Annotated in this window: 20 protein-coding genes and 1 pseudogene; 16 read left to right on the top strand and 5 right to left on the bottom strand. The window is 36.4% G+C overall.

Annotated elements, in window-relative coordinates; genetic code table 11:
• Nucleotides 1–158 (top strand): annotated as a pseudogene (locus PRIP_RS18305) (IS256 family transposase); the annotation flags it as partial.
• Between the two features lie 315 nt (nucleotides 159–473).
• On the opposite strand, the gene PRIP_RS16450 reads toward PRIP_RS18305, so the two are convergent.
• A complete protein-coding gene (locus PRIP_RS16450) occupies nucleotides 474–2,144 on the bottom strand; it encodes a trypsin-like peptidase domain-containing protein (protein ID WP_052008945.1) in 1,671 nt (556 codons plus the stop codon).
• Nucleotides 2,145–3,187: 1,043 nt separating this feature from the next.
• On the bottom strand, nucleotides 3,188–3,703 hold the full coding sequence (locus tag PRIP_RS13890) for a hypothetical protein (RefSeq protein WP_036101809.1): 516 nt from the start codon (nucleotides 3,701–3,703) through the stop codon (nucleotides 3,188–3,190).
• A gap of 1,088 nt (nucleotides 3,704–4,791) precedes the next feature.
• Between PRIP_RS13890 and PRIP_RS13885 the strand changes: the two genes are divergently transcribed.
• From PRIP_RS13885 to PRIP_RS13875, 3 genes are all read left to right on the top strand, one after another.
• Entirely contained in the window at nucleotides 4,792–5,625 is an 834-nt protein-coding gene (locus tag PRIP_RS13885) for a ParA family protein (protein ID WP_036101807.1), read from the top strand.
• Between the two features lie 21 nt (nucleotides 5,626–5,646).
• Entirely contained in the window at nucleotides 5,647–5,892 is a 246-nt protein-coding gene (locus tag PRIP_RS13880) for a hypothetical protein (RefSeq protein WP_036101805.1), read from the top strand.
• 1,461 nt (nucleotides 5,893–7,353) lie between these two features.
• Nucleotides 7,354–8,133 carry a helix-turn-helix domain-containing protein gene (locus PRIP_RS13875; RefSeq protein ID WP_036101803.1) on the top strand — a complete coding sequence of 260 codons (780 nt, stop codon included), beginning with the start codon at nucleotides 7,354–7,356 and terminating at the stop codon, nucleotides 8,131–8,133.
• 730 nt (nucleotides 8,134–8,863) lie between these two features.
• Here PRIP_RS13875 and PRIP_RS13870 read toward each other — a convergent pair.
• Both PRIP_RS13870 and PRIP_RS13865 read right to left on the bottom strand, forming a co-directional pair.
• Nucleotides 8,864–9,265, bottom strand: a complete 402-nt coding sequence (locus PRIP_RS13870; protein ID WP_036101802.1) for an Rgg family transcriptional regulator — start codon at nucleotides 9,263–9,265, stop codon at nucleotides 8,864–8,866.
• A complete protein-coding gene (locus PRIP_RS13865) occupies nucleotides 9,237–9,743 on the bottom strand; it encodes a transcriptional regulator (protein ID WP_036101800.1) in 507 nt (168 codons plus the stop codon). Before PRIP_RS13865 ends, PRIP_RS13870 begins: the two co-directional genes overlap by 29 nt.
• Nucleotides 9,744–10,537: 794 nt before the next feature.
• Here PRIP_RS13865 and PRIP_RS13860 point away from each other — a divergent pair.
• From PRIP_RS13860 to PRIP_RS17215, 6 genes are all read left to right on the top strand, one after another.
• Complete coding sequence (locus PRIP_RS13860) at nucleotides 10,538–11,086, top strand: hypothetical protein (RefSeq protein WP_036101799.1); 549 nt, start codon at nucleotides 10,538–10,540, stop codon at nucleotides 11,084–11,086.
• Nucleotides 11,087–11,655: 569 nt separating this feature from the next.
• Nucleotides 11,656–12,066, top strand: a complete 411-nt coding sequence (locus PRIP_RS13855; protein ID WP_036101796.1) for a hypothetical protein — start codon at nucleotides 11,656–11,658, stop codon at nucleotides 12,064–12,066.
• Between the two features lie 356 nt (nucleotides 12,067–12,422).
• Nucleotides 12,423–12,641, top strand: a complete 219-nt coding sequence (locus PRIP_RS17025; RefSeq protein WP_149023837.1) for a hypothetical protein — start codon at nucleotides 12,423–12,425, stop codon at nucleotides 12,639–12,641.
• Nucleotides 12,642–12,761: 120 nt separating this feature from the next.
• Nucleotides 12,762–13,484 (top strand): hypothetical protein, encoded by a 723-nt coding sequence (locus PRIP_RS13850; protein ID WP_036101794.1) that lies wholly within the window; start codon nucleotides 12,762–12,764, stop codon nucleotides 13,482–13,484.
• A 236-nt stretch (nucleotides 13,485–13,720) separates the two neighbouring features.
• Complete coding sequence (locus PRIP_RS13845) at nucleotides 13,721–17,773, top strand: SpaA isopeptide-forming pilin-related protein (RefSeq protein ID WP_052008944.1); 4,053 nt, start codon at nucleotides 13,721–13,723, stop codon at nucleotides 17,771–17,773.
• A 55-nt stretch (nucleotides 17,774–17,828) separates the two neighbouring features.
• Nucleotides 17,829–17,990: a hypothetical protein gene (locus tag PRIP_RS17215; RefSeq protein WP_159101555.1), complete on the top strand. Its 162-nt coding sequence runs from the start codon at nucleotides 17,829–17,831 to the stop codon at nucleotides 17,988–17,990.
• Here the strand turns inward: PRIP_RS17215 and PRIP_RS13840 are convergent.
• Nucleotides 17,982–18,701: a hypothetical protein gene (locus PRIP_RS13840; RefSeq protein WP_036101793.1), complete on the bottom strand. Its 720-nt coding sequence runs from the start codon at nucleotides 18,699–18,701 to the stop codon at nucleotides 17,982–17,984. The two genes, PRIP_RS17215 and PRIP_RS13840, sit on opposite strands and share 9 nt — an antisense overlap.
• 170 nt (nucleotides 18,702–18,871) lie before the next feature.
• Between PRIP_RS13840 and PRIP_RS13835 the strand changes: the two genes are divergently transcribed.
• From PRIP_RS13835 to PRIP_RS13810, 6 genes are all read left to right on the top strand, one after another.
• Nucleotides 18,872–19,693: a C39 family peptidase gene (locus PRIP_RS13835; protein WP_036101791.1), complete on the top strand. Its 822-nt coding sequence runs from the start codon at nucleotides 18,872–18,874 to the stop codon at nucleotides 19,691–19,693.
• 29 nt (nucleotides 19,694–19,722) lie between these two features.
• A complete protein-coding gene (locus PRIP_RS13830; RefSeq protein WP_036101789.1) occupies nucleotides 19,723–20,589 on the top strand; it encodes a hypothetical protein in 867 nt (288 codons plus the stop codon).
• The gene (locus tag PRIP_RS13825; RefSeq protein WP_036101787.1) at nucleotides 20,579–20,782 is read left to right on the top strand and encodes a hypothetical protein; all 204 of its coding nucleotides are present in this window, start codon (nucleotides 20,579–20,581) and stop codon (nucleotides 20,780–20,782) included. The genes PRIP_RS13830 and PRIP_RS13825 overlap by 11 nt, the downstream gene beginning before the upstream one ends.
• Before the next feature lie 61 nt (nucleotides 20,783–20,843).
• Entirely contained in the window at nucleotides 20,844–21,122 is a 279-nt protein-coding gene (locus PRIP_RS13820) for a hypothetical protein (RefSeq protein WP_149023836.1), read from the top strand.
• Between the two features lie 206 nt (nucleotides 21,123–21,328).
• Nucleotides 21,329–21,532, top strand: a complete 204-nt coding sequence (locus tag PRIP_RS13815; protein ID WP_036101783.1) for a hypothetical protein — start codon at nucleotides 21,329–21,331, stop codon at nucleotides 21,530–21,532.
• A 61-nt stretch (nucleotides 21,533–21,593) separates the two neighbouring features.
• A complete protein-coding gene (locus tag PRIP_RS13810) occupies nucleotides 21,594–21,803 on the top strand; it encodes a DUF7244 family protein (protein WP_036101781.1) in 210 nt (69 codons plus the stop codon).
• Nucleotides 21,804–21,834: the final 31 nt, after the last annotated feature.

The raw sequence follows: 21,834 nt of genomic DNA, 5'->3' as shown, positions 1-21,834 counted from the left end.
GAAAAACGCCTTACTCAAAAGTCCTGTATTTACGCGTCAAGGAACTGCACGCGAAGTGGGCAGAGGGACATATCCAAAACTGGTCACTCGTCATGAACCAACTTCTTCTTTTGGATTCTCTTAAGAATCGTGTGTCGCATTACATTTCTATTTCTTAATTACACACTTTTCTTGACAAACCCCGCATCACAGAAAAAGATAATGATTCCTAACAAATTGTGGTTTTAAAACCAATAATATTTCTATTCTTTAAATAAACTTCTTTTATTCCTTCTAGAATTAGAAACAACAATATACTAAAGATAAGTAGGCAAGACCATGGCCATGGTCTTGCCTACTTATCTTTAGTATATCTTAAACTCGTTAGCATTGTTTAAAAATGATACCTGCAAGCAGATAGAAAAGTTCAAGGTAAAAAATCAACCCATGACATCTTTCTCTAGGAAAGATGTATAAACTAATCTATTCTATAATTACTGAAAAACAACAGCAGTCAATCTCGGCGAGTAGGTTAAATGCACATTGCTAGCTTGCCCTGTGACCCCAACTAATCCTACATAAGCTGATGTCCCTCCAAAGAACTGGTTTAAATCGTTAAGCCTATAACTAGATGTTACACCTCTATAAACATAACTCAATGTCTGCGTGGATGCAGTCCATCTAACGTGTAAATCAGAGTTTGTTCCAGTTCCTGGTGTGGTATTTACATAATTTTTGAAGTTACCATCATAAAAACTTACACTATTTCTAGGAGGAGAGTACCATGATTGATGTCTTAAACTAATGGCTAATGTTTGGCTCAAGCCAGATACCCCCAAACCATCGCCGGAACCACCGAATGAATTTGCTGATGGTGTGTTTTTTATAACAAAAGAAACACCATCCCCTTGGCCACTTCCTATTCCCAACGTTGTATCAAATACAAAATCATGTGTTAAATCTATTTTTTGAGAAGTCATAAGAGCACCTAAACTAAACTGCTGATTATTAGTTAATATGTTTGCTGTGGCTACTCCATAATTCTTATTCAATGATACATTAGTATATGCAGCTGCTTTTGTAATATTTATCTTTTTAGTATATTTTTGTGTCCCATCTTTGCTGTAAAAAACAATATCAGTGCTACCTACTCCATTAATTTTAAACCGAGCAATATTGTTATCGTAGTTCAAGTACTCAACAACATTCTTATTTTCTGAATGTACAGTCTCTGAGTTTACAAATTGTGCTCCATTTTTAAATTGAATATCAAACCAGGGAGAATTCCCACTGTTTCTATAATTAACGGGTAATGTTAGTGTTGAAATATCATCTAAATTGTTAATAGGGGAATAATCCGCTGGAAGCCAAGAGATATATCCGCCACTAAAATTCCCATATTCCGAAAAATTCCACCATTTCCCTAATTTGTCTAGGGCCTCTCCGCCCATCCTAGAAGCAATATTTTTATACTCAGCAGTGCCATCAGGATAAATAATGCCGATTCCACCTACATTTACTCCAACAATATAGTTTCTAGCATCATAAACTGGTGCTCCGCTTGACCCTCCCATGGTATCTAAGTCATCATAAACCAGTGTTTTCTCATTGTATTCTTTTATATGTCCGGTTTGAGTGCCCATTTTACCACCTAAATCCCCATGATAACCCGATATTGTAATTGGTAAATCGGTGAAAGAAGAAAAGCCAGCAATACCAGTTGCACCTACATTTAAGTTTCTATCTAACTTAACAATAGCATAATCATAATCAAAACTAGCTTCTTTTTGATATTCAGTAGGCAATACCATTGCTTTAGCTTTAGCTGAACCAAATGGCACAACTCCTGCATTAAAACCAGGATAAACAGTTATTGATGAAGCAAAACTTTTAGTCGCTGAATTATACACGACATGTGCCGCAGTTAGCACTGTATCAGGTGATATCAATACGCCGCTTCCAATCCCTCCTCCAGAAATCTCTATAAAGACCATACTGTTATAGGGGGCTTTTGTAGTATCACCAACGATAATTCTGTCATCAGATCCAATAATCCATCTAGGTGTCTTTTTCAACTCAGCCCCTTGAGTTGAAATTGGATAGCCTATACAGCTGCTTAATAAAGCAATCCCTAACAACAATTTTAACACATTTGATTTTTTCATTTTTCCCGTCTCCCTTTATGAATAATGATCTAGTACATATAACAGGTTTCCAATCTTAATTTATTACGATACTAAGGGCCCTAAAAACTATAAACACAGTGATTTCTCTCCATTCATTGGCATTTCTATGCCATAAGGTGCGCTCTAATAAATTGATTGAAGCATAAACTGTATGTCCTAGATACTATCTAGGTTACTATACAAAATAAAGAAGGGAAATCCGTTATTTTCAAAAAATACATATATATTGTGAACATTTCGCCACATTTTAATTATCTAAAGGAAATATAACCTTGATTGCATTGTATAATGCTTAGCATCCTCGATACTTTGCTATCAAATGATTTTCTTTCAAGTCATACGAAGGATACCTTCAGAAAAGGAAAATTGATGCCCAACGAAGCCTAGTTTGGAGAGAGTCAGTACGTTAATATTAAAAATATTTATACAGAAAATTCTGTTAACTTCCTATAATAAAGGTTATGTAAACTAGAAAAAATTTATGGTCTTCCCCTATTCTTGATAGCATGCTATAATTTAGACGAAGAATAAATTGGTGTGCTAGCCACCATAAAATGCTCTCAAGCTTGGAAATCGGTTTGGGGGCATTTTTTAGTCTTGCTTCTATTACTTGAAATGATCCATGTAAAGATAGTATGGAAAACTGAAGAAACAAAAAGGCCTTCCAAATCCCCGTTTAACTTAGCGAGAAGATTGGAAAGCTCTTTTTGTGATTAAGTTTGTCGTGCCGTGGCGTGGCACTGTGACAATATGTTTTTTCTATGTTTGGTTTAAATCCGGTCTTGCATGTGGCGTGCGGACTTGGTGTGATTTTGTTGAGTGGCGTAATCTTAGTTCTAGAGACTAAGGGACAAAATAAATCACGGTTGTTCAAGATGTTGAAATGGTTGAATTACGCTTTGACTATTGCAGTGTTTTTACTTGGATAATCTTCAGAGGGGGTGCTTAACGGCTCCCCTATTATTATACCCAAAATTAAGATATTTATTTGGATTTGGTATGCAGACTTAGACAATTTCGTATTACATATCGAGCAATAGTAGCTCAATCTCCCGGCTGCTATAGCGTTTGAGCTCGTACACCAGGTATTTGGTGGCTTTCCCTTTCGTATACTTATAAAAGGTCGGACGAGTGATATTATATTTGGCTGCGGCTTCTGTGCAGGAAATTAGCTCTTTTGGAAGCTTTCCTGCTGGTAGTAATGAGCCGTCATCAGTCTCGATAAAACTATGTTGTAGGAGATGCGTCTGCCAGGCTTTACGGTTAAAAATCTTCTTTTTGTATGTGTATAGGTGTTTGAAGTTTTTATCGCCGTATGTCGCTAGTGCGCGCCTTGCGACGCTGTTAATATATCGGTACTTAATCCCTTCATAAAGGTGTCGAGCAATCCAGCGATCAGTAACGCCTAAATAAGTAGCAATTTCTTCAGTGGATACGTCAAATCCATTTCTAAAGGCTTCATTGTAATCGCGTGCGATCTCTTCCAGGCTAGCAGAAGATGTGGCCTTTACGAATTCTGGACGTTCGTTTTGAATCATACGAACCCTCCTTTTCATTCTTCATAGTCATATTATACGCTATGACGTAATATATAACAATTAAAAATTACAACCATTGGTCAATAAGGAAAATCAATCTAACTCCCCTACTTAGCAATCAAGCAACTACATAGTTTCACCTTATAATTGAATTAATGTGTGTTTAAAAGGATAATTAAAGTAGCAGGCAATAATTTATAATTAAGGTAGTATCTATTAGATAGTGGTGAATCAAAAATATTAATTATGGTAGCAGATAAATATTCGAATCAATCAATAATTACCTACTACTTTAATTATTATCCTATTAGACATTAGAGTAGTAGGTAATTTCTTAATACAACAAGGTAGATATTATACTTTGGTGAAATTTTCAGATTCCATTTTATTTGTGCACTTCAACATAGTTATGTTGGCATCTTTTTTTTTCAAACTAGCATATAAAATTCCATGTAGCCAGTATTAATATGTTGATGTCGATACACGTAAATATGAACATATGGATCAACATGGACGTACATATAGCCATGAAAATTCTGCTCCCCTGCTCAGCAATCAGTCATATAATAAATTAATGATTACTCAATAATTAAAGTAGTAGGTAATCTATCAGTAATTACGGTAGTAACTAATAGATAGCTTTAACTAGTATGAGTTAGCATAAATAAAAATATTAATTAAGGTAACCTTTAATTATTGTCATTTTAACAATTAAGCTAGCTATTATGTTTATAATGATATTTATACACATCAACATATTCATGTACACCAACATATGGAGGCGCATGAATATGTTGTTTCCTTGGAATTCAATATGCTAGTTTGAAACCACATCGCTGCTAACATAGATATTAAGAGTCAATGGAAAAAAGCATGCTATGAATCTTTTAACGGAAGCAGAATGACTCCCCCATTCCAATCAGTCCTACTATGAATTTTCAAATTAAAAATTCCACTTAATTAAGGTAGTACATAATTATAAAATCATATAATTAAAGGATACCTTAATTATATTTCCTTTATTTAATTGAGGTAGTATGTTATAATATTAATTAAAGTAGTACATAAAAAGAAAAGGTGGGATTTTGATGAAAGCAAAAGTTTATGTAATTGGTAACTTCAAAGGCGGTGTAGGTAAAAGTACTGCAGCGCAAATGTTAGGTTTTGAATCAGCAGTAGCAAAAAATAGAAAGACACTAATTATAGACCTTGATATGCAAGGTAACACATCTGACGTTATGAATCTGACACAAATGAATTTTAGCAATGATGAAACACTTCTTGATTATGAGTACACGATTGCAGATGTTCTAATGGAAAATGTCCCTGCAAAAGACGCCGTATATCAAGTTGTAGAGAACCTTGATATTCTGCCAGCAGATATGTCCTTCGAAATGTATGATGATTGGGTAAAAAAAGAATATCCAGATTCAATAGATCAATTCAAATACATGGAATCACGCTTAGCCCCATTACTTGAGGAGTATGATATTATTTATTTAGATGTTCCCCCTTCCATATCTGTATACAGTAAGTCTGCTATGTATTTAGCAGACTGGGCAATAGTTATTCTACAAACTCAAATAAAATCAATGAGAAATGCCATGCAATATTTGGAATATATGGAGTTTTTCACAGAAGAATTTGGCACTAATTTAAGGATTGCTGGGGTAATACCATTTATGCTTGAAAGCGGCGATGCTGTAGACAAGGAAATGTATGAGTTAGCAAAAGAAACATATCAAGACCACCTGTTGAAAAATGTAGTTCTAAAAAATGCACGACTTAAACGCTACGACGGATCTGGCATAACCATGGAAAAAACTATGAAGGGCAAACTAAAACAATGGGATAAACGTTGCCACGAATTATTTATTTCCATCTTAGATGAGCTGGAAGAACACGAGACTTGGTATAACTAAAAGTGAGGAGGAGATTATTTTATGGCTGATATCAAGGATTTGAATATATTTGGCAACAGAAATAAAGGATTAGCACAAATAAAAAAGGCGGCACAACAAAAAAAGGCATCCGATAAGGAAAATGAAGTCAACTTGCCTGACACTGAAACAGTAGAAACAGAAACAAAGACTCAAGAAAACGAAGCCTCCTCCCCTACTCCAAGTCTCGAAAATATAGAAAGAGAAGAGACAAGTAAAGCTACAAAACGAATCTACAGATACCATTAGCAACACACAGCAAACAGTACAATCCGAAAACACCCCTGTGAATTCGAATGAAGAATCACCGAAGGTAGTACAAGTCAAACGTAAAAATAAAAAAAGGTGCAGGTGCACCAGTAAGAAATTTTGATCGTGTACATGTAGCATCGCAACCAGTAAAACTTTCAGCCATTCTGAATTCTACATCGAGAATACTCTCTGAAAAATATCTTGCGCAACATACTCGTGATGAGATTTTAAGAATTGCTTTAGATGATTATATTAAAGTCAACTTTACCAAAGAAGATAAGCGTGACCTTATTAACGATATCACGAAGGAATTAAGTCTATATAGAGAAAAAAATCCTACAATTCCTCAAACAGATGAGCACGGGAATATCATTCAATCTACAGAAGAAATAGAGGCCAAAACAATGAATGATCTAAGAACAAGCTGGGGATTACTCAATAATTAAAGTAGCAGATAATTAAAAGAAAACACTAATTAAGGTAGCTCTTAATTAGTGTTTTCTTTTAATTAAGGTAGTAGGTATTTTTAATTAATGTAGTAGATAATTATATAATTAAGGTAGTAACTAATAGCGAATTAATGTAGTAGATAATTATCTATTAATTACAGTAGTAGATAATATAGTATGTTAACTGGCACAACTTTAAGTAAATATGAATATTGATTAAGGTAGTAGATTAATCTATAAAACCTTTAATTATATGCTACTTTAATTGCTAACATTTTAATAATTAAGGTAGCTCTTAATTATTAATTAAAGTAGCGCATAATTATATAATTAGAGTAGTAACTAATATGGAATTAAGGTAGTCTATAATTATATTCTTTCAAATGTACTTAAAGAACAATCTCCTTATACACCCTGAAACACTACAGCAACAGCCTGTGTAATTATGAGTATTTATGGTAGTACTTAATTAAATAATACCCCCTTTTAGGGACTACCTTAATTAAATCTAGAGAGAAATAAGAGTAGTAGATAATTAATAATTAAGGTAGCTCTTAATTATTAATTAAAGTAGTATATAATTACAACTTAAAGATGATTAAGGTAGTACTTAATATCTGCGTGTAAAATAAACCTTTGCAAAAATATATTATCTCTGTTATCTTGGTGTTAAGTAAAAAAATAATCCGGTAATCGAATGTATTGGCGTACATTTGATACCGAATCATTAAAATATGTGATCCCAATCAGAATCCATTATGGCTTAATTTTTTGGCTTTTAAAAATTTCGTTTCGCAGCGGAATTTTATAAAAAAAATTATAGCACATTTCGGCTTATTTAGCAATGCTTTCTAACTGATTTCAAATGCTAATTCAGATCATTGGGACACATGGGTTTCTTTGATGTGAATTGCTATAGACAAACTATGAAAATAGTTGGCAATCTCACGTAGTTGCCAACTATTTTTTATTGTGATAAAAATTATTTTTTAGAAAGAAGGCTATTGAAATGGGTTTAGAAAGACTAAATAACTACCAAACATTCGAAACAGAGAAAGAGTTACGAGAAACAGTTGATACATATTTAGCTGACTATAGACTTAATACATCGACTCGCCTTGTATTAGAGTATATTACAGCATGTGCGATCCGTTATAACGGTGCATGCACGATATATCGCGAAACCATCGCAACTAAGATCAATATGACAGTGACAACAGTGTCCCGTGCACTCAGAACTTTGCGTGAGCTTGACATGATCGCTGTTATACCAAGTTACCGTAAATCCATCAATGGTGGGAGAGGTGCGTCTATTTTTCAAATTCTTGCTCCTGTCACACAACATGTTACTCAAGATGACACGCACCGACTTACTAAAAAAAGCATGGAAAAGCCTGTAGTGACAAGCGATGACACAACCGAAAAAAAAGACGTATCTTTATTCTCTAACTTATCCCTTACCAGTTCTAAACAGTTATCAAGGTTTTCAGATTCCCTAATTCATTCTGTGTTTATCGAATGCTCCAAAGAACCTGGCATGAATAAAGCGCTTTTCCAACGTGTTTTAGCTGAAGTTCAAGTTAAAGAAAGCTATACGTCCATTGCCAATCCATCCGCATACTTGCGTGCTGCTGTTACAAATGCGCTACATGCCGCACAAAAAGAAAAAAAGAACAAAACATTGCTGCAGTCCCTAAAGAAAAGTCGGCCCACCAAGCAGTCAAGATACCATTTGTTCGAAAAGAAGTCTTGCCAGATTGGTTTGACAAGTCTACTCCTGCCCCAGTGAACGCTGTACCGGAAAAAAGTAAAACGCAATTAAAGCTTGAAGTCGAAGCTATGCGACGTAAACTTCGAGGAGAATCTGTATGAAAAAAACGCAAACATTAGTCTGAGTAGGTATACCAAATATTAACTTTTTCTGACCAGAATCAAGCCTTTTGTCTATATTTCTATGAAATCATATCTGGATTGTTCAGTTACTTGACTTAATTCTCAGCAATTTAGAACAGAAATCTTATGATTTATCCTTGTAGGATCAAATTTTTAGTATTTGTTAGATAATTCACTTTGCTAGAAATAAGGAACATTTCTACTCCTACATGCATTGTAAAGTTATTATAATCTTAAGAGTATGGTCAGTGTGAATAGCTATTTTTACGTTCACGAACGAAATCGTTACGTTTACGAACAATATGGTTTATTAGATGCTTTTTATGATACGCTTGATTCATATAGATAATCTATGGATATTAAGTAAGGTGGGTATTTGCTGGCACACAATGATCCATTAGATTTCTATAATGGTGAGATAAAATGATCTCTGGAATTATTAGATTATTTTGTTTTATCATTTTATGACACAGCAGCAATAGATAGAATGCAAAAGGGGTGAAGGCGTATGTCGCCATGGGTGATTGGAGATTAATGTTGTACTAATTGGTTAATAAGCGAGATAAGGATACGAGGATGATTATGATAATCTTAAATTTGGACGAATGAAACCGCGATTTATGTGATTAACTGCGGCTTTCATTCGTTATTTTTTCCCAATCCTTTTTAAAATCTTGTAGTAATTTCCAACGTTCAAGAGCTTCTAAGGCAGCATACATTTTTTCTACAATCTCATTAGCTTCTTGTTTCTGATTTTTAGCCCAAAGTAACTCAGCATATTTCATTTTCGCTTGAATTAAATAGTCAGACTGCTTATACTTCCTTGCGTTTTCTAAGGCTCTCAATACATAGGGTTCAGTTTCTAATATTTTTCCACGTTTTGAAAGATAGAGACAATAGTTTAATAAAATTACAGTATCCAAATTCACGGAGTTTTTATAGCCTGCGTATTTTTTAATTTCTTTTAGCATTTTGGCGATGATAGTTACTACAGCATCTTCATCCAACACATAGTATATATTGGCCATAATCAGGATATCGTTGTAATACCAAACATCTTTTTTCTTCTAATTGCTTCCAAATAGGATCAGCGAGTTTCTTGGCATTGTCAAATTCTTGTTCTTTGTTGTAGAGTAAGAATGCTTCTAAAACGACCCGTAAATGACCTAAAAAAGATGTGTTATCTGTTGCGCCAGAAGCAATTAACTTATCTCTAAGATCAGTAATTCCTGTAGAATTTGTTGTGTCTTTTAAATTGACAAACTCATGTATGAACTTTTCCTTCTCAGACTCCTGATACCCGTTATGAATATAAATAAATTCATCAAAGGATAAATCGATTCTTTCCAGAACGATCGCCACTTTTTCAAAACTAGAATCTTGCTCTCCTTTTTCAAATCGTTGGGCATTCGATTTCGCCATTACACCTTCGTACACTTGGCTACGTGGCAAATTCAAGTTTTCTCGAATGAGTTTAAATGTTTTCCCGTATTTTTTTGCTTTCATGCAGCTCACTCCTTGAAATAATATTTTACAGAGGTACCTTTTTTCGGGTACTTTTAATTCAGCCCTATTTTTTGTGCTAGAATTGTTGTAGGAGGTGATTTTGAATGATTACATTGCTATTGGTAAATGCCGCAACAATCATAAGTGTGTTCAGTAATGGTGTTATTGGTGGATAGATACATATCCTACCGATAAATAAAAAAAGCAGCCTATCACAGCATAATAGGCTACCTTTAATCTAAACTAATATTAAGTTTAACATATTATTCTATTTTTTTATAGAAAAAAATTTCGATAGCAAAATCCATATGTAATCATGGTTTTAACCAAGTTTCTTGACAACGTTACCAAGCAAAAAATAACTTTTTCACAAAAAGTATTTGCAAAATTGTAAAGTTGATGCTACAGTTAAGGGGTTCAAGAAGCATGTTGCCGATTTAAATTAAACGAGAGGCCCAAAGATAACTTGACTTGGCGGAAAAGTTACCTAAGAGCCCGTGGCGAAAGCCACCAACCTACAGCACACACTGAAGGTCGTCTCAATAGAACATTCTATCAGATATAGATGCGTTTGGGAAGGAATGTCTGTTCTTAGTTATATACTTTATTTACTAGGGAGAGACTGTACTTTTTCAAATACGAATATCCACGGTATCTTTGTATACTTTTACGAGATACATCTATGTTTTGAATGATTCTAATGAAGCGCTCTATCACAAGCTGTGGTAGAGCGCTTTTTTTGTTTTAGTTTAATCGTCAGCATGCCGATTAGTTAGGTGAGGGGGAAATATATTTTGGATTTATTTACTTTGCAAGAAGAAAAAAAGGATCTACAAACTAAAATTAATTCCAATCCAGAGAATCCAGACGTGCCGGTTTTACGAGCTATGCTTGTCTCAACAAATATACAAATTGCTGCCACTAAAACCAGTGTTCGGAAGGAAATCATCACTAAGGGGAGCACAGTGAAAAAAACAACTTTCCCTTCCTATGCGAAGCTCGTTCATTCTAGTAACGGGAAACGTTATCGTCAACGTCGTATTGTCGCTCGAAAAAAAACGGACATAATCACCCCTCGTGATTTTCAGTTCGTCGATCGCGTATATGTAAAATTATTTAATCGTGAAGAGTGGATTGTTGATCTCGCATCGTTAGAACATCAATATGAAGATGTAATGGCAAGGCGTCTTGCGCCTTCTTGGAGTATTGTGCCTTTTGTTGATTTATATTACGAGGTTCGTAATATCCGGACCTTTAAAAATAAAGTTATTGCAAAACGCCAAAATCCGGGGCATGAACTCCGGTATCAGGAGGGCTTTTGCCCCGCAAGTCTTGGTTTATAAAAAGGTATCCACCGTGTATGTACGGAATCATCTCCTTGCACGAATAAGGAGCCAAAAGATTTCCGTAAATTATGTAAAATAGCTTGATTTATTGTTCATTGACAATTTTCCTAATAGGAATATAACAGTTGTAGCAGGGGACTTCGCCCCGATAGAAAGGGAATTAGAACCTGTTACCTAGCATGTCGATTGGTACTATATATGCTAGATAGAATCGTTTGGTGGGAGCTCGATAAACCACCGTACCCACAGGTTGACCGTAAAACGCCATAAACGGTAAAACAGTATCAGATGTTTCTAGCACGCTTTGCCATGATCCATCGTTGGATGGGGAGCAGGCTGCTATGATGGGGCATAGCTTGCTGATACAGGGTTAGAGCGTTCCGGTTGCCTTAAACGCTTTTGATTTAATGATTTTGTACATATGCGGTGGATACGCAAAACATGTGCTTTAAAAAATCAATTTTTATGCTGTTAACGAAGCAGGGTGTTTTTTCCGAGTTTACCCTTTTTCTCGTTTTTTTTCCCTGCTTCGTTAACAGCATAAATCAAATAAGGGGAGAGTATTGATGCGTAGGATTATTAATGATAATGGTAGCATAGACTATTATTTAGTTAAATTTGAAAATCTATCTTTTACTGAGAAAATAAAATACTATTATTGGAGCATAGAGAATGCTAATTTCACGCAGATATTTCTTTTGTTAGTCGTGATCGGTTTTCTGATTTGGGTTAGTGTTAAACTCATTAATCGCCTAGTAAATATATCAGATGAAAAAGCTAAGAATCAGGCCATACAAGCGAAATTTAACTGCAAGTCTAATGAATATACCATACTAGAACCAAAGGAAGAACGCCTACAAGATGAGTATGCTGTATTAGCATTAAGTTCTGGAGAGTATTATTTAATAGCATTCTCTGATTGGAAACCACGGAAGATTACAGTCAATGAGCCTTTGAAGTCATTTGATGAAAGATAGAAAAGTCAGTGATGTCTGTTATGTTGTTAGCGAAGCAGGAAACTTACAATGATTCCCCCTAAATCATTGTGGCTTATCCCATTCCTGTTTCGCTAACGGCATAACAAAATATATTTTTGAAAGGGTGATAGTATATGAATTTTGAATTTTTTTTAGGGAAGAAATTAACCACAGATGAAATCAATCGAAAGATTTACAAGAATAAACGTCTAATTACTATTTACTTTGCTCGGTATCACAAATAATACTTGGGTTTTACAGGATTATCCTGTAAAATGAAGATAGAAGGCGGGGAACAGATATGGTAGTAGCAGAAAAAGAATCAGGATCAACAAATCGAAAAAACAGAAAAATACGTGTTTGTTGAAAGTTTACACTTTTTACTGGGCATTGATCACCACGTATTAGAATGTTTACCGTATAATAAGCTAGAAAAATGGTATATTGATTTATTTGAAACACTACAAAAAGAGGGGATGATGGAAGATGCGGAAAAAGAAATTATGGATTGTTTTAACAAGCGTAGTGCTCGTCGTTGGAACGGGAACGGGGATTATTTACTCACAACAGGCTAAAGCACAAGAAGAATCTAGAATAGAAGCGCAAAAAGCTAAAAGAAGCAGCTGATATGCTCGAAAAGCAAACAGCTGAAAAAGGAACCAAAGCAAAAAATGCGGTAGCAGCGCTTTACTTTGATGACCAAAAAAGTATTACTAGCAGATGGTTATACACCAGCTAAGGCAACGGAAGCGAAACAGCTAGCTGAAGCATTGAAAAATAAAGAACTAAAAGAATCGCTCGTTAGTGAAATTACAAAAGCGAACGTTTTGTATGCTTCTATAGAAGGAACGCAAAAAGCGACGTTAGCATTGTTTAAGGATGCGAACCAGAAGGCGTTAGCTACTGGAGTGGATGCGGCCAAACTTGCAGCTGTAAAAAAAGCGATTGATAGTGTGCCACAAAATCTAGCCAAATCAAATTTGAATAAGAGTTGGACAGTTGCTACCAATTTGATGAAAGTAGAAGTGGCGGCGAAGCAAAAAGCAGAAGCGGATCGTGTAGCTAAAGAACAAGCGGTAGTTACTAGTAGTGAAAAAAGTAACGAAGTTGAGACGCAAGGTCCAACAGGCAGTTCTTCAAACACGCAAGGTAGTGGATCAAGCGCGAGTGCATCTGCGGGCGTATCAAATGATAATAACTCATCATATTCGTCATCTGGTTCAAAATCAAATAGTGATACTACCAGCAAGAATTATGCTAGCAATGAAAAACAACAATCAAGTGGTAGTGGTAATAGTGGAACGTCGAAGCAAACTCAATCTGAAAAAAATACTAGTGTCGAAAGTAAGCCTAAACCTAAACCCGATGGGAATGTAGCACCATCTACCCCGAAACCTAGCGCTGGTTCAAAAGAATGAAAATAAAAAAACAAATGAGCATGGTGAAACTTTATCTGACACAAAAGAAAATTCGAATGGTGGGGAAGATCATTATTGGGGATGGGATTAATCGAATAGAAGAGAATTAAGCATTCAAATTTGAATGCTTTTTCTTTTGCTTAAAAATAAGGAGGTCAAAATGGAAATACGTGCGCCAACATAACAAGTAAGAGGGAAATTAGATAAAAATATAAAATAATGGAGGAGTTTATAAATTGATTAATGTATTGAAACCGAATAAATTTGTCTTGTCACTACTAACTGTAGTGGCTCTTTTTTTACAAGTAATCTTATCACCCATTGCTTCAATAGTTGCGTCGGCAGCAGAAGCAGATAGCTTTGTAGTTGGTTCAACGGACAGCGGAAAAGTTATCACGAGTTCTGTTAATCCAAGAGGTGCAATGCTACGCTCCATAGGTAATTCTACAGGGAAAATGAGCGCTTGGTATGGTGGTTATGAAACGTCTACAGCTTATATCACTGTAGATGGAAAAGCGGCATTCTGTATAAATCCTGATTTGCCGTTTCCAATTAATAGGGAATACGCGGAAAGTATTTTTAATGATGAAGGTGTCTATAATATCATGTATTACGGATATCCCAACAATGGTACATCAGAAAAGAATTACGTTGATACGTATGTTGCGATAAATGTTTATTTAGGTTCATTTGACAGTCCTTCTATGAAGAGTGACGCTGGGGTTAAATACTTATTGGATAAGGCTGCGGCTAAAACTGCGCCGATGGGTAAATTTAGTATTGCCAATAAAGTACAGACAGCTAAATGGAATCCTGCTACTGGAAGACAAGAAACAGAATTTTACCCTGCCACATATCAAAGCGCAGGTGGAGATAATTTTTATTATGTTCCATTACAAGCTGGAATAACTGTTGTAGATTCTAGCGGTGTAAGCTATTCGGGAACAGCTTCTGCTAAAATTCCAGCTACACGCGATTTTAAATATACTGCAGGACCAAACTTCAGTGGAACTATTAATGCAGATATTTCGACAGATTTACGACCTAAAACAGGTTTAAAGTTTACTCCTAAAGAAGGAGGAGTACAAAATCTGTTAAGTGCAGGTAGCGTTAGTGATCCAATTTCAATAACGGGCGTGAAAGCTACTTTTGTTGCGCAATTGGGCGATTTGGAAATCGTCAAAAAAGGAAACGACACAACATCATTACTTCCAGGTGCAAAATACGAAGTACGTAACAGTGCAGGCACAGTTGTTGCAACACCAACGACTGGAGCAAATGGTAAAGTAACAGTTTCTGATCTATTGCAAGGAACGTACACTGTCAAAGAAATCACAGCACCAAACGGCTACTTAGTAGCAACAGCTTCGCAAAACATCACAGTGAAGGCAGCTGAAACAAGCCAAGTAACATTTACAAACACAGCTGTATTAGGTCAAGTAACTTTAAGTAAAGAAGACAGTGAAACTGGTGCAAAAGCACAAGGGGATGCAGTTCTAGACGGAGCTGAGTTTGATATCCTAAATGCTTCAGGCGCCATTGTGGATCATGTTGTCATTAAAAATGGCAAAGCAACATCGAAGAAATTACCATTAGGTAATTACACAGCTAAAGAAACAAAAGCGGGTGTGGGTTATAATCTACAAACGAAAACATTCCCATTCTCACTAACATATAAAGATCAAAACACAGCATTGGTTCTAACAGACAAAGTCGCAACAAATGACGTTATTAAAGGTAAAATTGAAATCAACAAATATTCGCATTCCAATGAAGGCGGATCAGGTTTCCTTGGAGGATTGGCTGGGGCTGAATTTACAGTTATCCATAAAGCGACAGGTAAAGAAGTAGCAAAAATTATGACGGATGCAAACGGCCATGCCATTACACCAGACCTACCATTTGGCCACTACATCGTGAAAGAATCGAAAACACCAGCAGGATTCATTAAAATTGGTGATTTTGACGTCGAAATCAAAGAAAATAATAAAACACTCACTTACAATGTGGTTGATGGTGATCTAAAAGGTCTTGTTAAAATCATCAAGAAAGACAAAGAGACAGGCAAAACAATCCCGTTAGCTGGTACAACATTCAAAGTGAAAGATCTTAAAACTGGCGAGTTTATCTCCCAAAAAGTTAACTATCCAAAACCAACAACGATTACAGAATTTGAAACAAATGACGAAGGTTACTTAGTGTTACCGACTGAATTAAAAGCCGGTAATTACGAGTTATATGAAGTTAAAGCACCAACTGGCTATGCTTTAGATAAAACACCAGTGAAATTTGCCGTGACAGATAGCACAGTCAAAGATGGTGTCATTACAGTAGATTTCTTCAACACAGCTCAAAAATCGATTGTAAAGCTATCTAAAACAGGTGAAGTATTAACAAGCGCCAACCAAAAAGCAAGTAAATATGGTGACGTAACAACTGGAGAATATACTCAAAAACCACTTGCTGGAGCTACATTTAAATTTGTAGCGAAAGAAGATATCGTTACAGAAGATGGCACGGTTCGCTATGCGAAAGGCACTGTAGTTGCGACTGGAACATCGGATGAAATTGGCCAAATTGCAACAGAAGCCGCCTTCTATACAGGAAAATACGAAGCAGTAGAAACGGCCGCACCAGCTGGTTACGTAATTGGCGAACCAGTCGCGTTCGAAGTTAAATACGCTGGCCAAGATATTGCGATCACTTCCACATCTGTAAAAGCTGAGAATGCGCTACAAGATGTTGCTGTGAAAGTATTTAAAGAAGAACAAACAGTTGCTGGCTGGATGAACGGAAAACCTGTTTATGGTCAACAAGCAGCCAATGATAAAGTTTTTGGTATTTACGCAAATCAAGATTATACGTACAACAACCAAGTCATTATTGCAAAAGGTGATCTTTTAGGCTATGCAACAGTGAAAGACGGCGTTGCAACAATCCGACAAAAACTAGCAAACGGTAACTATACACTTAAAGAATTGGATGCAGGAACAGCACACAACATCGATACAAACGCATACGATTTCACACTAGAAGCAAAAGATAATGCAAAAACATTCAACATCAGCATTACGAAGGACAAAGTCCTATACGGCGAAGAAGCCACTAAAGCAGTTAACGAAGTTTCCTTAGTAAACGAATTGGCAAAACAAGATGTAGAGTTAGTCAAAGTAGATACAGAAACAGAAGCGCATGAAACAGCATTAGCTGGTGTTTCTTTTGACTTAGAGCAACTAAAAGACGGACTATACGTTAAAGTAGCAAGCTACAAAACAGATAAAGACGGCAAAATTGCTTTGTCTGCGATTCCTACAGGGGAGTATCGCTTTGTAGAATCTAAAACACTTGCTGGCTATGTCCTAGATACAACACCAATCAACTTCAAAGTAAGTGCCGCAACAAACGGTGAAAAAATTAGCCTAAAAAAGGTAAACAAACGTATTCCAATTGAAATCGGTACAAAAGCAACTGGAATCAACGGCGAGAAAGCATTGCTTCCATTAGCGAATACAACCTTAGTCGATCAAATCGATTATAAATGGTTGATTCCAGGTAAAGAATACACGGTGGTTACTAAAGCAGTCAATCCAGCCAATCCTAGTGAAGTTTATGCATCAACGACAACTAAATTCACACCAACAGCATCGCATGGCACATACGAAGTGAAATTAACTGTGGACGGTAGAAAACTAGTTGGCAAAAATGTTGTATTCTATGAATATCTACAACGAAATGGAAAAGAAGTAGCCAAACACGAAAATCCTAGCGATAAAGGCCAAACTGTACGATTCACGAATCCGAAGCTAAGCACACAAGCAACTTTTGAAAATGGACAAAAAGCGACAGATCCAACAGGGCCGGTGAAAGTGAAAGACACCATGAAGTACACAGACATGGTTCCAGGTAAAACAGTCAAAGTGATTACGAAAGCAGTGAACGTGAAAACGGGTGAAGTGATTCAAAGTAAAACAACTGCCTTCACACCACAAACTGCGAACGGAAACTATGTAGTAGAAATGATCTTGGACGGCAAGAAATTAGCCGGACAAGATATCGTATTCTATGAGTATTTCTACACGCCAGATACGAACCAGCTGATCGCAAAACACGAAGACAGAAATGATAAAGGTCAGACGGTACACTTTAACGAACTTAAGCCAGTAAAATCAGGATTCTTACCTACAACAGGGGATTCAAGCACAGATATCATTATCCTTGCTGGAGTTCTTGCATTGTTGGCTGGCAGCACTTTGCTAATCCTAAATAGACGTAAGAAAGCAAACGAATAAAAAAGCGGAGACTGACAAGTAATTGTCAGTCTCTTTTTAGATGGAGATGATAAATATGTCAGATGGAGACCAAATCAATGATGCTCAAACTTTTGAATATAATGAGCTTCCTGAAAAAAGCAGTCATGCTTTTTTAGGTGTTACAGAAGAAAAGGCCCATCCAACAATACTGTTTGATTCCTTTTTTGAAATCAAACAGAAAAGGAACCTAACTTAGATTATTAAATTGATACCCATTTCCGTTTAAAAATGATAGTGGATGGAGCGCTTCGTCAGGCATTTGATCGTATTCTCGCATATTAGCTAGTCGGCACATTTCATTTTGAAATATGTAATAATATTTATCAAAGCGATTCACAAATAAATTGTTGTCAATAAGCGTTTGAGGATTGATAGTGAGAACAGGTATACGTTGAGATTTTTGATGGATGTAATAATTTAAGCGATGGTTTCCATCTATTACTACCTGGTTGTGTTTTCCTTCACCAATGAGCTCAGTTATGAGGATTGGAAAACCGGAGCTTAGGTTCTCGGTAAAGTTATCAGGAGCTGTCCAAAAAACAGTGCCGGAATCAGTAAATTCTTTGTAAGAAATATACTCCACGTGGTCTTGATAATTATTCGTTTTTAGAAGTTCTATCAACCTAGAAATTCTAAACTGGATAAGTATTGTACCAAATGCAAAGTGAAAGGGTTGCTGGAAAAGTTCTGGTTCATCAGTCAAGGCTTGTAGTATTATTTGTTTTATTTTTGGGTCTCGAAATTCTGAGATAGCGTCCTTGTCTGCTTCTGAAATATGCCTAATCCAGGCTGTTAAGTAATTCTTTTGTGTGTGAGGGTTAGAAAATATTTTTTGCTCATGAAAGAAATCATATAATGTATTGTAATTAATGGTGTATTCTTTTAGACTTATGAAATCTACTGGCATACTATACACTCCTTTTTATTTTAGTTGTCTATAAAATATTAGTGTACCATATAATTGTTTAATATGGAAAATAATGAATATGTGTTGTAAAAGAGTTTGGCTTTGCCAGTCTCTTTTTTTTGAAAAAATTATCGTGTAATAAAATTTACTTTACCAGGGGAGTAGTGACGATGGGGAAAATAAAAAGCAATCGATTATCACAGTTTATTTTAGGAGTTGTGGTAATTCTTTTACTTTGTACGATTAGCACAGCAAGCGTATCCGCAACGACGATATACTATACGACAGCTGATTTGACGGTTCGTACTGGACCAGGAACAAATTATAAAGCGGTCGGATGGTTAAAGAAGAACGCGAAAATAAGCAGCTTAGCGAAATCAGGAAAATGGCACCGGATCACATTCAATAAAAAGAATGCGTATGTATCTGGTAGCTACTTAACCACCAAAGCACCCAAGCCCGTCACACCAGCAAAACCCAAACCTAAACCAACTCCAGCAACAACAAAAGTGTTGTTAAATGTTCCACTAATTGCGCAGAGACCAGACCTACCAACGGGTTGTGAAATCGTATCGTTGACGATGGTCTTAAAATATAAAGGTGCCAAAGTGGATAAAGCAAAGCTGGCCAGAGAAATGCCACGTCATGCAAGTGATCCTAATCGTGGTTATGTAGGGAATCCGTATACTTCGAAAGGGTATACGATTTATCCCCCAGCACTCATGAATCTAACAAAGAAATATGCAGGTTCGGCCGTCAATATGACAGGAGCGTCTAATGCGACGCTAGAGGCGAAATTACGAGCAGGCAGACCAATTGTCACATGGGTCAAATTAGGTGGATTTAACGTCCACTGTGTGGCGCTTACAGGCTATGACAGTGGCAACTATTACTACAATGATCCATGGACAAATAAGAAGAACGTTAAAATTAGCAAAACAGCCTTTAATAAGGCATTTAGCGCGTTATCAAAGCGTGCATTGAGTTATTAATCTACGATAAAAATTTGAGGGAGTACACAATGACAAAACAACAAACTATCATCAAAAAAACAGGTCTAGCAGTCATGACTGCGATGACTGTATTATCATTAGCAGCATGCGGAAATGGTTCTCAAGGAGCTACAGAAGAAAAGCCGAAGGAACAAGAACAAGTAAAAAGTGATGTCACTGATGCAAAAGATAACAAAGACAAACTTTCATCGGAGAATTCCTTTTCTGATCCAGAAGTCGCCGCAAAAACATTTATGGATATTGTTTTTAAAGATAAAACAAGCCGTATCAAGGAACTAACACATCTAAGCCCGGAACAATTTAAAGAGACAGAGTTAGATTTGTTCCGTAAAAACGGTTCATTACACATTCCAGAAGATTGGATTCTACAAACGCCTTCTGGATCTACCTACACTTCCAATGAAATTCTAGAAGGCTACGCAAAAACAATGGTGGACATGTATCAAGATATTGAGGATTACACCACGATGAGCAGTGAGGTTACGGACGATGGTGCAGAAGTGAAAGTTTCTGTTCGAGGTCTGGCCGGAAAAGGCTTAGGCCAAGCATCACGTGAGATTACTGAAAAATATCTGGGGCCGGATGCATACAAGTATAACGGAACAGATAGTAAAGAGTTAAACACGGTGATGCAGCTGGTCAATTTCTGGAGTTTATCGCAATATTACGAACGTGGTGGAAGCACGCCAGTTGTGCAGGAACCAATGATTTTCACTATCTATTTCGAGAAAAATAAGAATGGGGACTATGCCCCGAATGAAGATACATTAAAAGAGCTTTATAAAGGTGCTTATGGAACGAATGATTATCAAGGTAGTGGATCATCAGAATCAAATGATGAGATAAGCAAAACGGAAGATTCCAATGACTATTAACAATGAATCAAAAAAGCCGGAGAACTGGGGCGGATTACTTCCAGCATTTTTATTGGATGGTGGCAGGTATGTGCATGTATACCGCATAAAAGTTGTACATGGCTTCCGGTGTAGTGAGTTGGAAGAAGTTATCTATGTTGCGCCAACAGCAAGGGATAAGTACGGCAATCAATTGTTAATCGGTTGCCAATAAGCGAGGAGAAGGAACGAAAGAGCATCCTACGGGTGCTCTTTTTGTGATTATGGAGGGTAAAATGATGGCAAAAATATTTGAGGTAGAAACAACAGAAGGCTCTTTTTATGTGAAGGCTAATAGCGAAGAACAGGCGGAAAAACATATTTTGGAGCATTATTTTGATGATAATGTTGACTCCGATGAAGTGTATGAGGTTAAACGAATTTCTTTAGCGGAAGCAATGTCAATTGACACCAGCGGAGAGCGAGGAGAAGACGTGTTGAGTTTGAAGGCTGTATTTGATGAAAGTCCTAGGAATCCAGATATTTTAACTTTACCTCGGGAATTAATTTCATAGGGAAGAGCAGTAACGGTGGTACTTCACCAAAAGCAATAACAAAATGGAAAGGAGGAGCAACTATTAACAGGAATCAGCAAAGCACACCGAAAAAAACGAAGCGGTTTTTAGTCCGGTGTGTACAAAAAAGTGGCAATAAAACCAAATCAATATATGCCATTATTGATTTTGAATCGGAAATTTATCCTGATCAAGCAGCACGAGCTTTGGATCGGTGGCATGAGAAAAAAGGTGATTATCAGGTATTGCTACAAAATGAGCAGAACGGCAGTATTACGGCGAAGCATCTCAACGCTTTTTTACGACTGGAGGTGCACACGCGTTACGCATCGGTAGACCGAATTTTTCGTTTTATTTTATCTGAAGATGAGCGGCTTGAGTTGAGCAATCTCATTAATGGTCGCTATTAACGAGAAAGATGTCCGGCGTTTTACTTGAAAATATTGATTCATCAGAAAGGCGGTATAAAACATGGGAAATAAGCAATTCAAGGCTGTACAAACGTTATGTTCAGAAGGGAAAGTTTTTAAGAGAGGTAGTGTGTATGAAGCGGTGTACACGAAAAACGGATACTACAAACTGTACGCTGAAAACGGCTATTTCATTTTCGCGCCTTACCTGATAGATCGGGTCATGGATATTTGGAAAAATCATTTAGTCGAGATTCCACATTCTAATTGATGCCATAATTCTTTCTTTGAAAGTAGCTTGA

This window comes from Paenilisteria riparia FSL S10-1204, assembly GCF_000525995.1.
Lineage (GTDB): Bacteria > Bacillota > Bacilli > Lactobacillales > Listeriaceae > Listeria_A > Listeria_A riparia.
This window is presented reverse-complemented; position numbering and strand designations above follow the sequence as displayed.

Excerpts from the sequence above, each read along its gene's own strand:
- PRIP_RS16450 (WP_052008945.1), bottom strand. The coding sequence starts at position 2,144 with ATGAAAAAATCAAATGTGTTAAAATTGTTGTTAGGGATTGCTTTATTA.
- PRIP_RS13890 (WP_036101809.1), bottom strand. The coding sequence starts at position 3,703 with ATGATTCAAAACGAACGTCCAGAATTCGTAAAGGCCACATCTTCTGCT.
- PRIP_RS13885 (WP_036101807.1), top strand. The coding sequence starts at position 4,792 with ATGAAAGCAAAAGTTTATGTAATTGGTAACTTCAAAGGCGGTGTAGGT.
- PRIP_RS13880 (WP_036101805.1), top strand. The coding sequence starts at position 5,647 with ATGGCTGATATCAAGGATTTGAATATATTTGGCAACAGAAATAAAGGA.
- PRIP_RS13875 (WP_036101803.1), top strand. The coding sequence starts at position 7,354 with ATGGGTTTAGAAAGACTAAATAACTACCAAACATTCGAAACAGAGAAA.
- PRIP_RS13870 (WP_036101802.1), bottom strand. The coding sequence starts at position 9,265 with ATGGCCAATATATACTATGTGTTGGATGAAGATGCTGTAGTAACTATC.
- PRIP_RS13865 (WP_036101800.1), bottom strand. The coding sequence starts at position 9,743 with ATGAAAGCAAAAAAATACGGGAAAACATTTAAACTCATTCGAGAAAAC.
- PRIP_RS13855 (WP_036101796.1), top strand. The coding sequence starts at position 11,656 with ATGCGTAGGATTATTAATGATAATGGTAGCATAGACTATTATTTAGTT.
- PRIP_RS13850 (WP_036101794.1), top strand. The coding sequence starts at position 12,762 with ATGACCAAAAAAGTATTACTAGCAGATGGTTATACACCAGCTAAGGCA.
- PRIP_RS17215 (WP_159101555.1), top strand. The coding sequence starts at position 17,829 with ATGTCAGATGGAGACCAAATCAATGATGCTCAAACTTTTGAATATAAT.
- PRIP_RS13840 (WP_036101793.1), bottom strand. The coding sequence starts at position 18,701 with ATGCCAGTAGATTTCATAAGTCTAAAAGAATACACCATTAATTACAAT.
- PRIP_RS13835 (WP_036101791.1), top strand. The coding sequence starts at position 18,872 with ATGGGGAAAATAAAAAGCAATCGATTATCACAGTTTATTTTAGGAGTT.
- PRIP_RS13830 (WP_036101789.1), top strand. The coding sequence starts at position 19,723 with ATGACAAAACAACAAACTATCATCAAAAAAACAGGTCTAGCAGTCATG.
- PRIP_RS13825 (WP_036101787.1), top strand. The coding sequence starts at position 20,579 with ATGACTATTAACAATGAATCAAAAAAGCCGGAGAACTGGGGCGGATTA.
- PRIP_RS13820 (WP_149023836.1), top strand. The coding sequence starts at position 20,844 with ATGATGGCAAAAATATTTGAGGTAGAAACAACAGAAGGCTCTTTTTAT.
- PRIP_RS13810 (WP_036101781.1), top strand. The coding sequence starts at position 21,594 with ATGGGAAATAAGCAATTCAAGGCTGTACAAACGTTATGTTCAGAAGGG.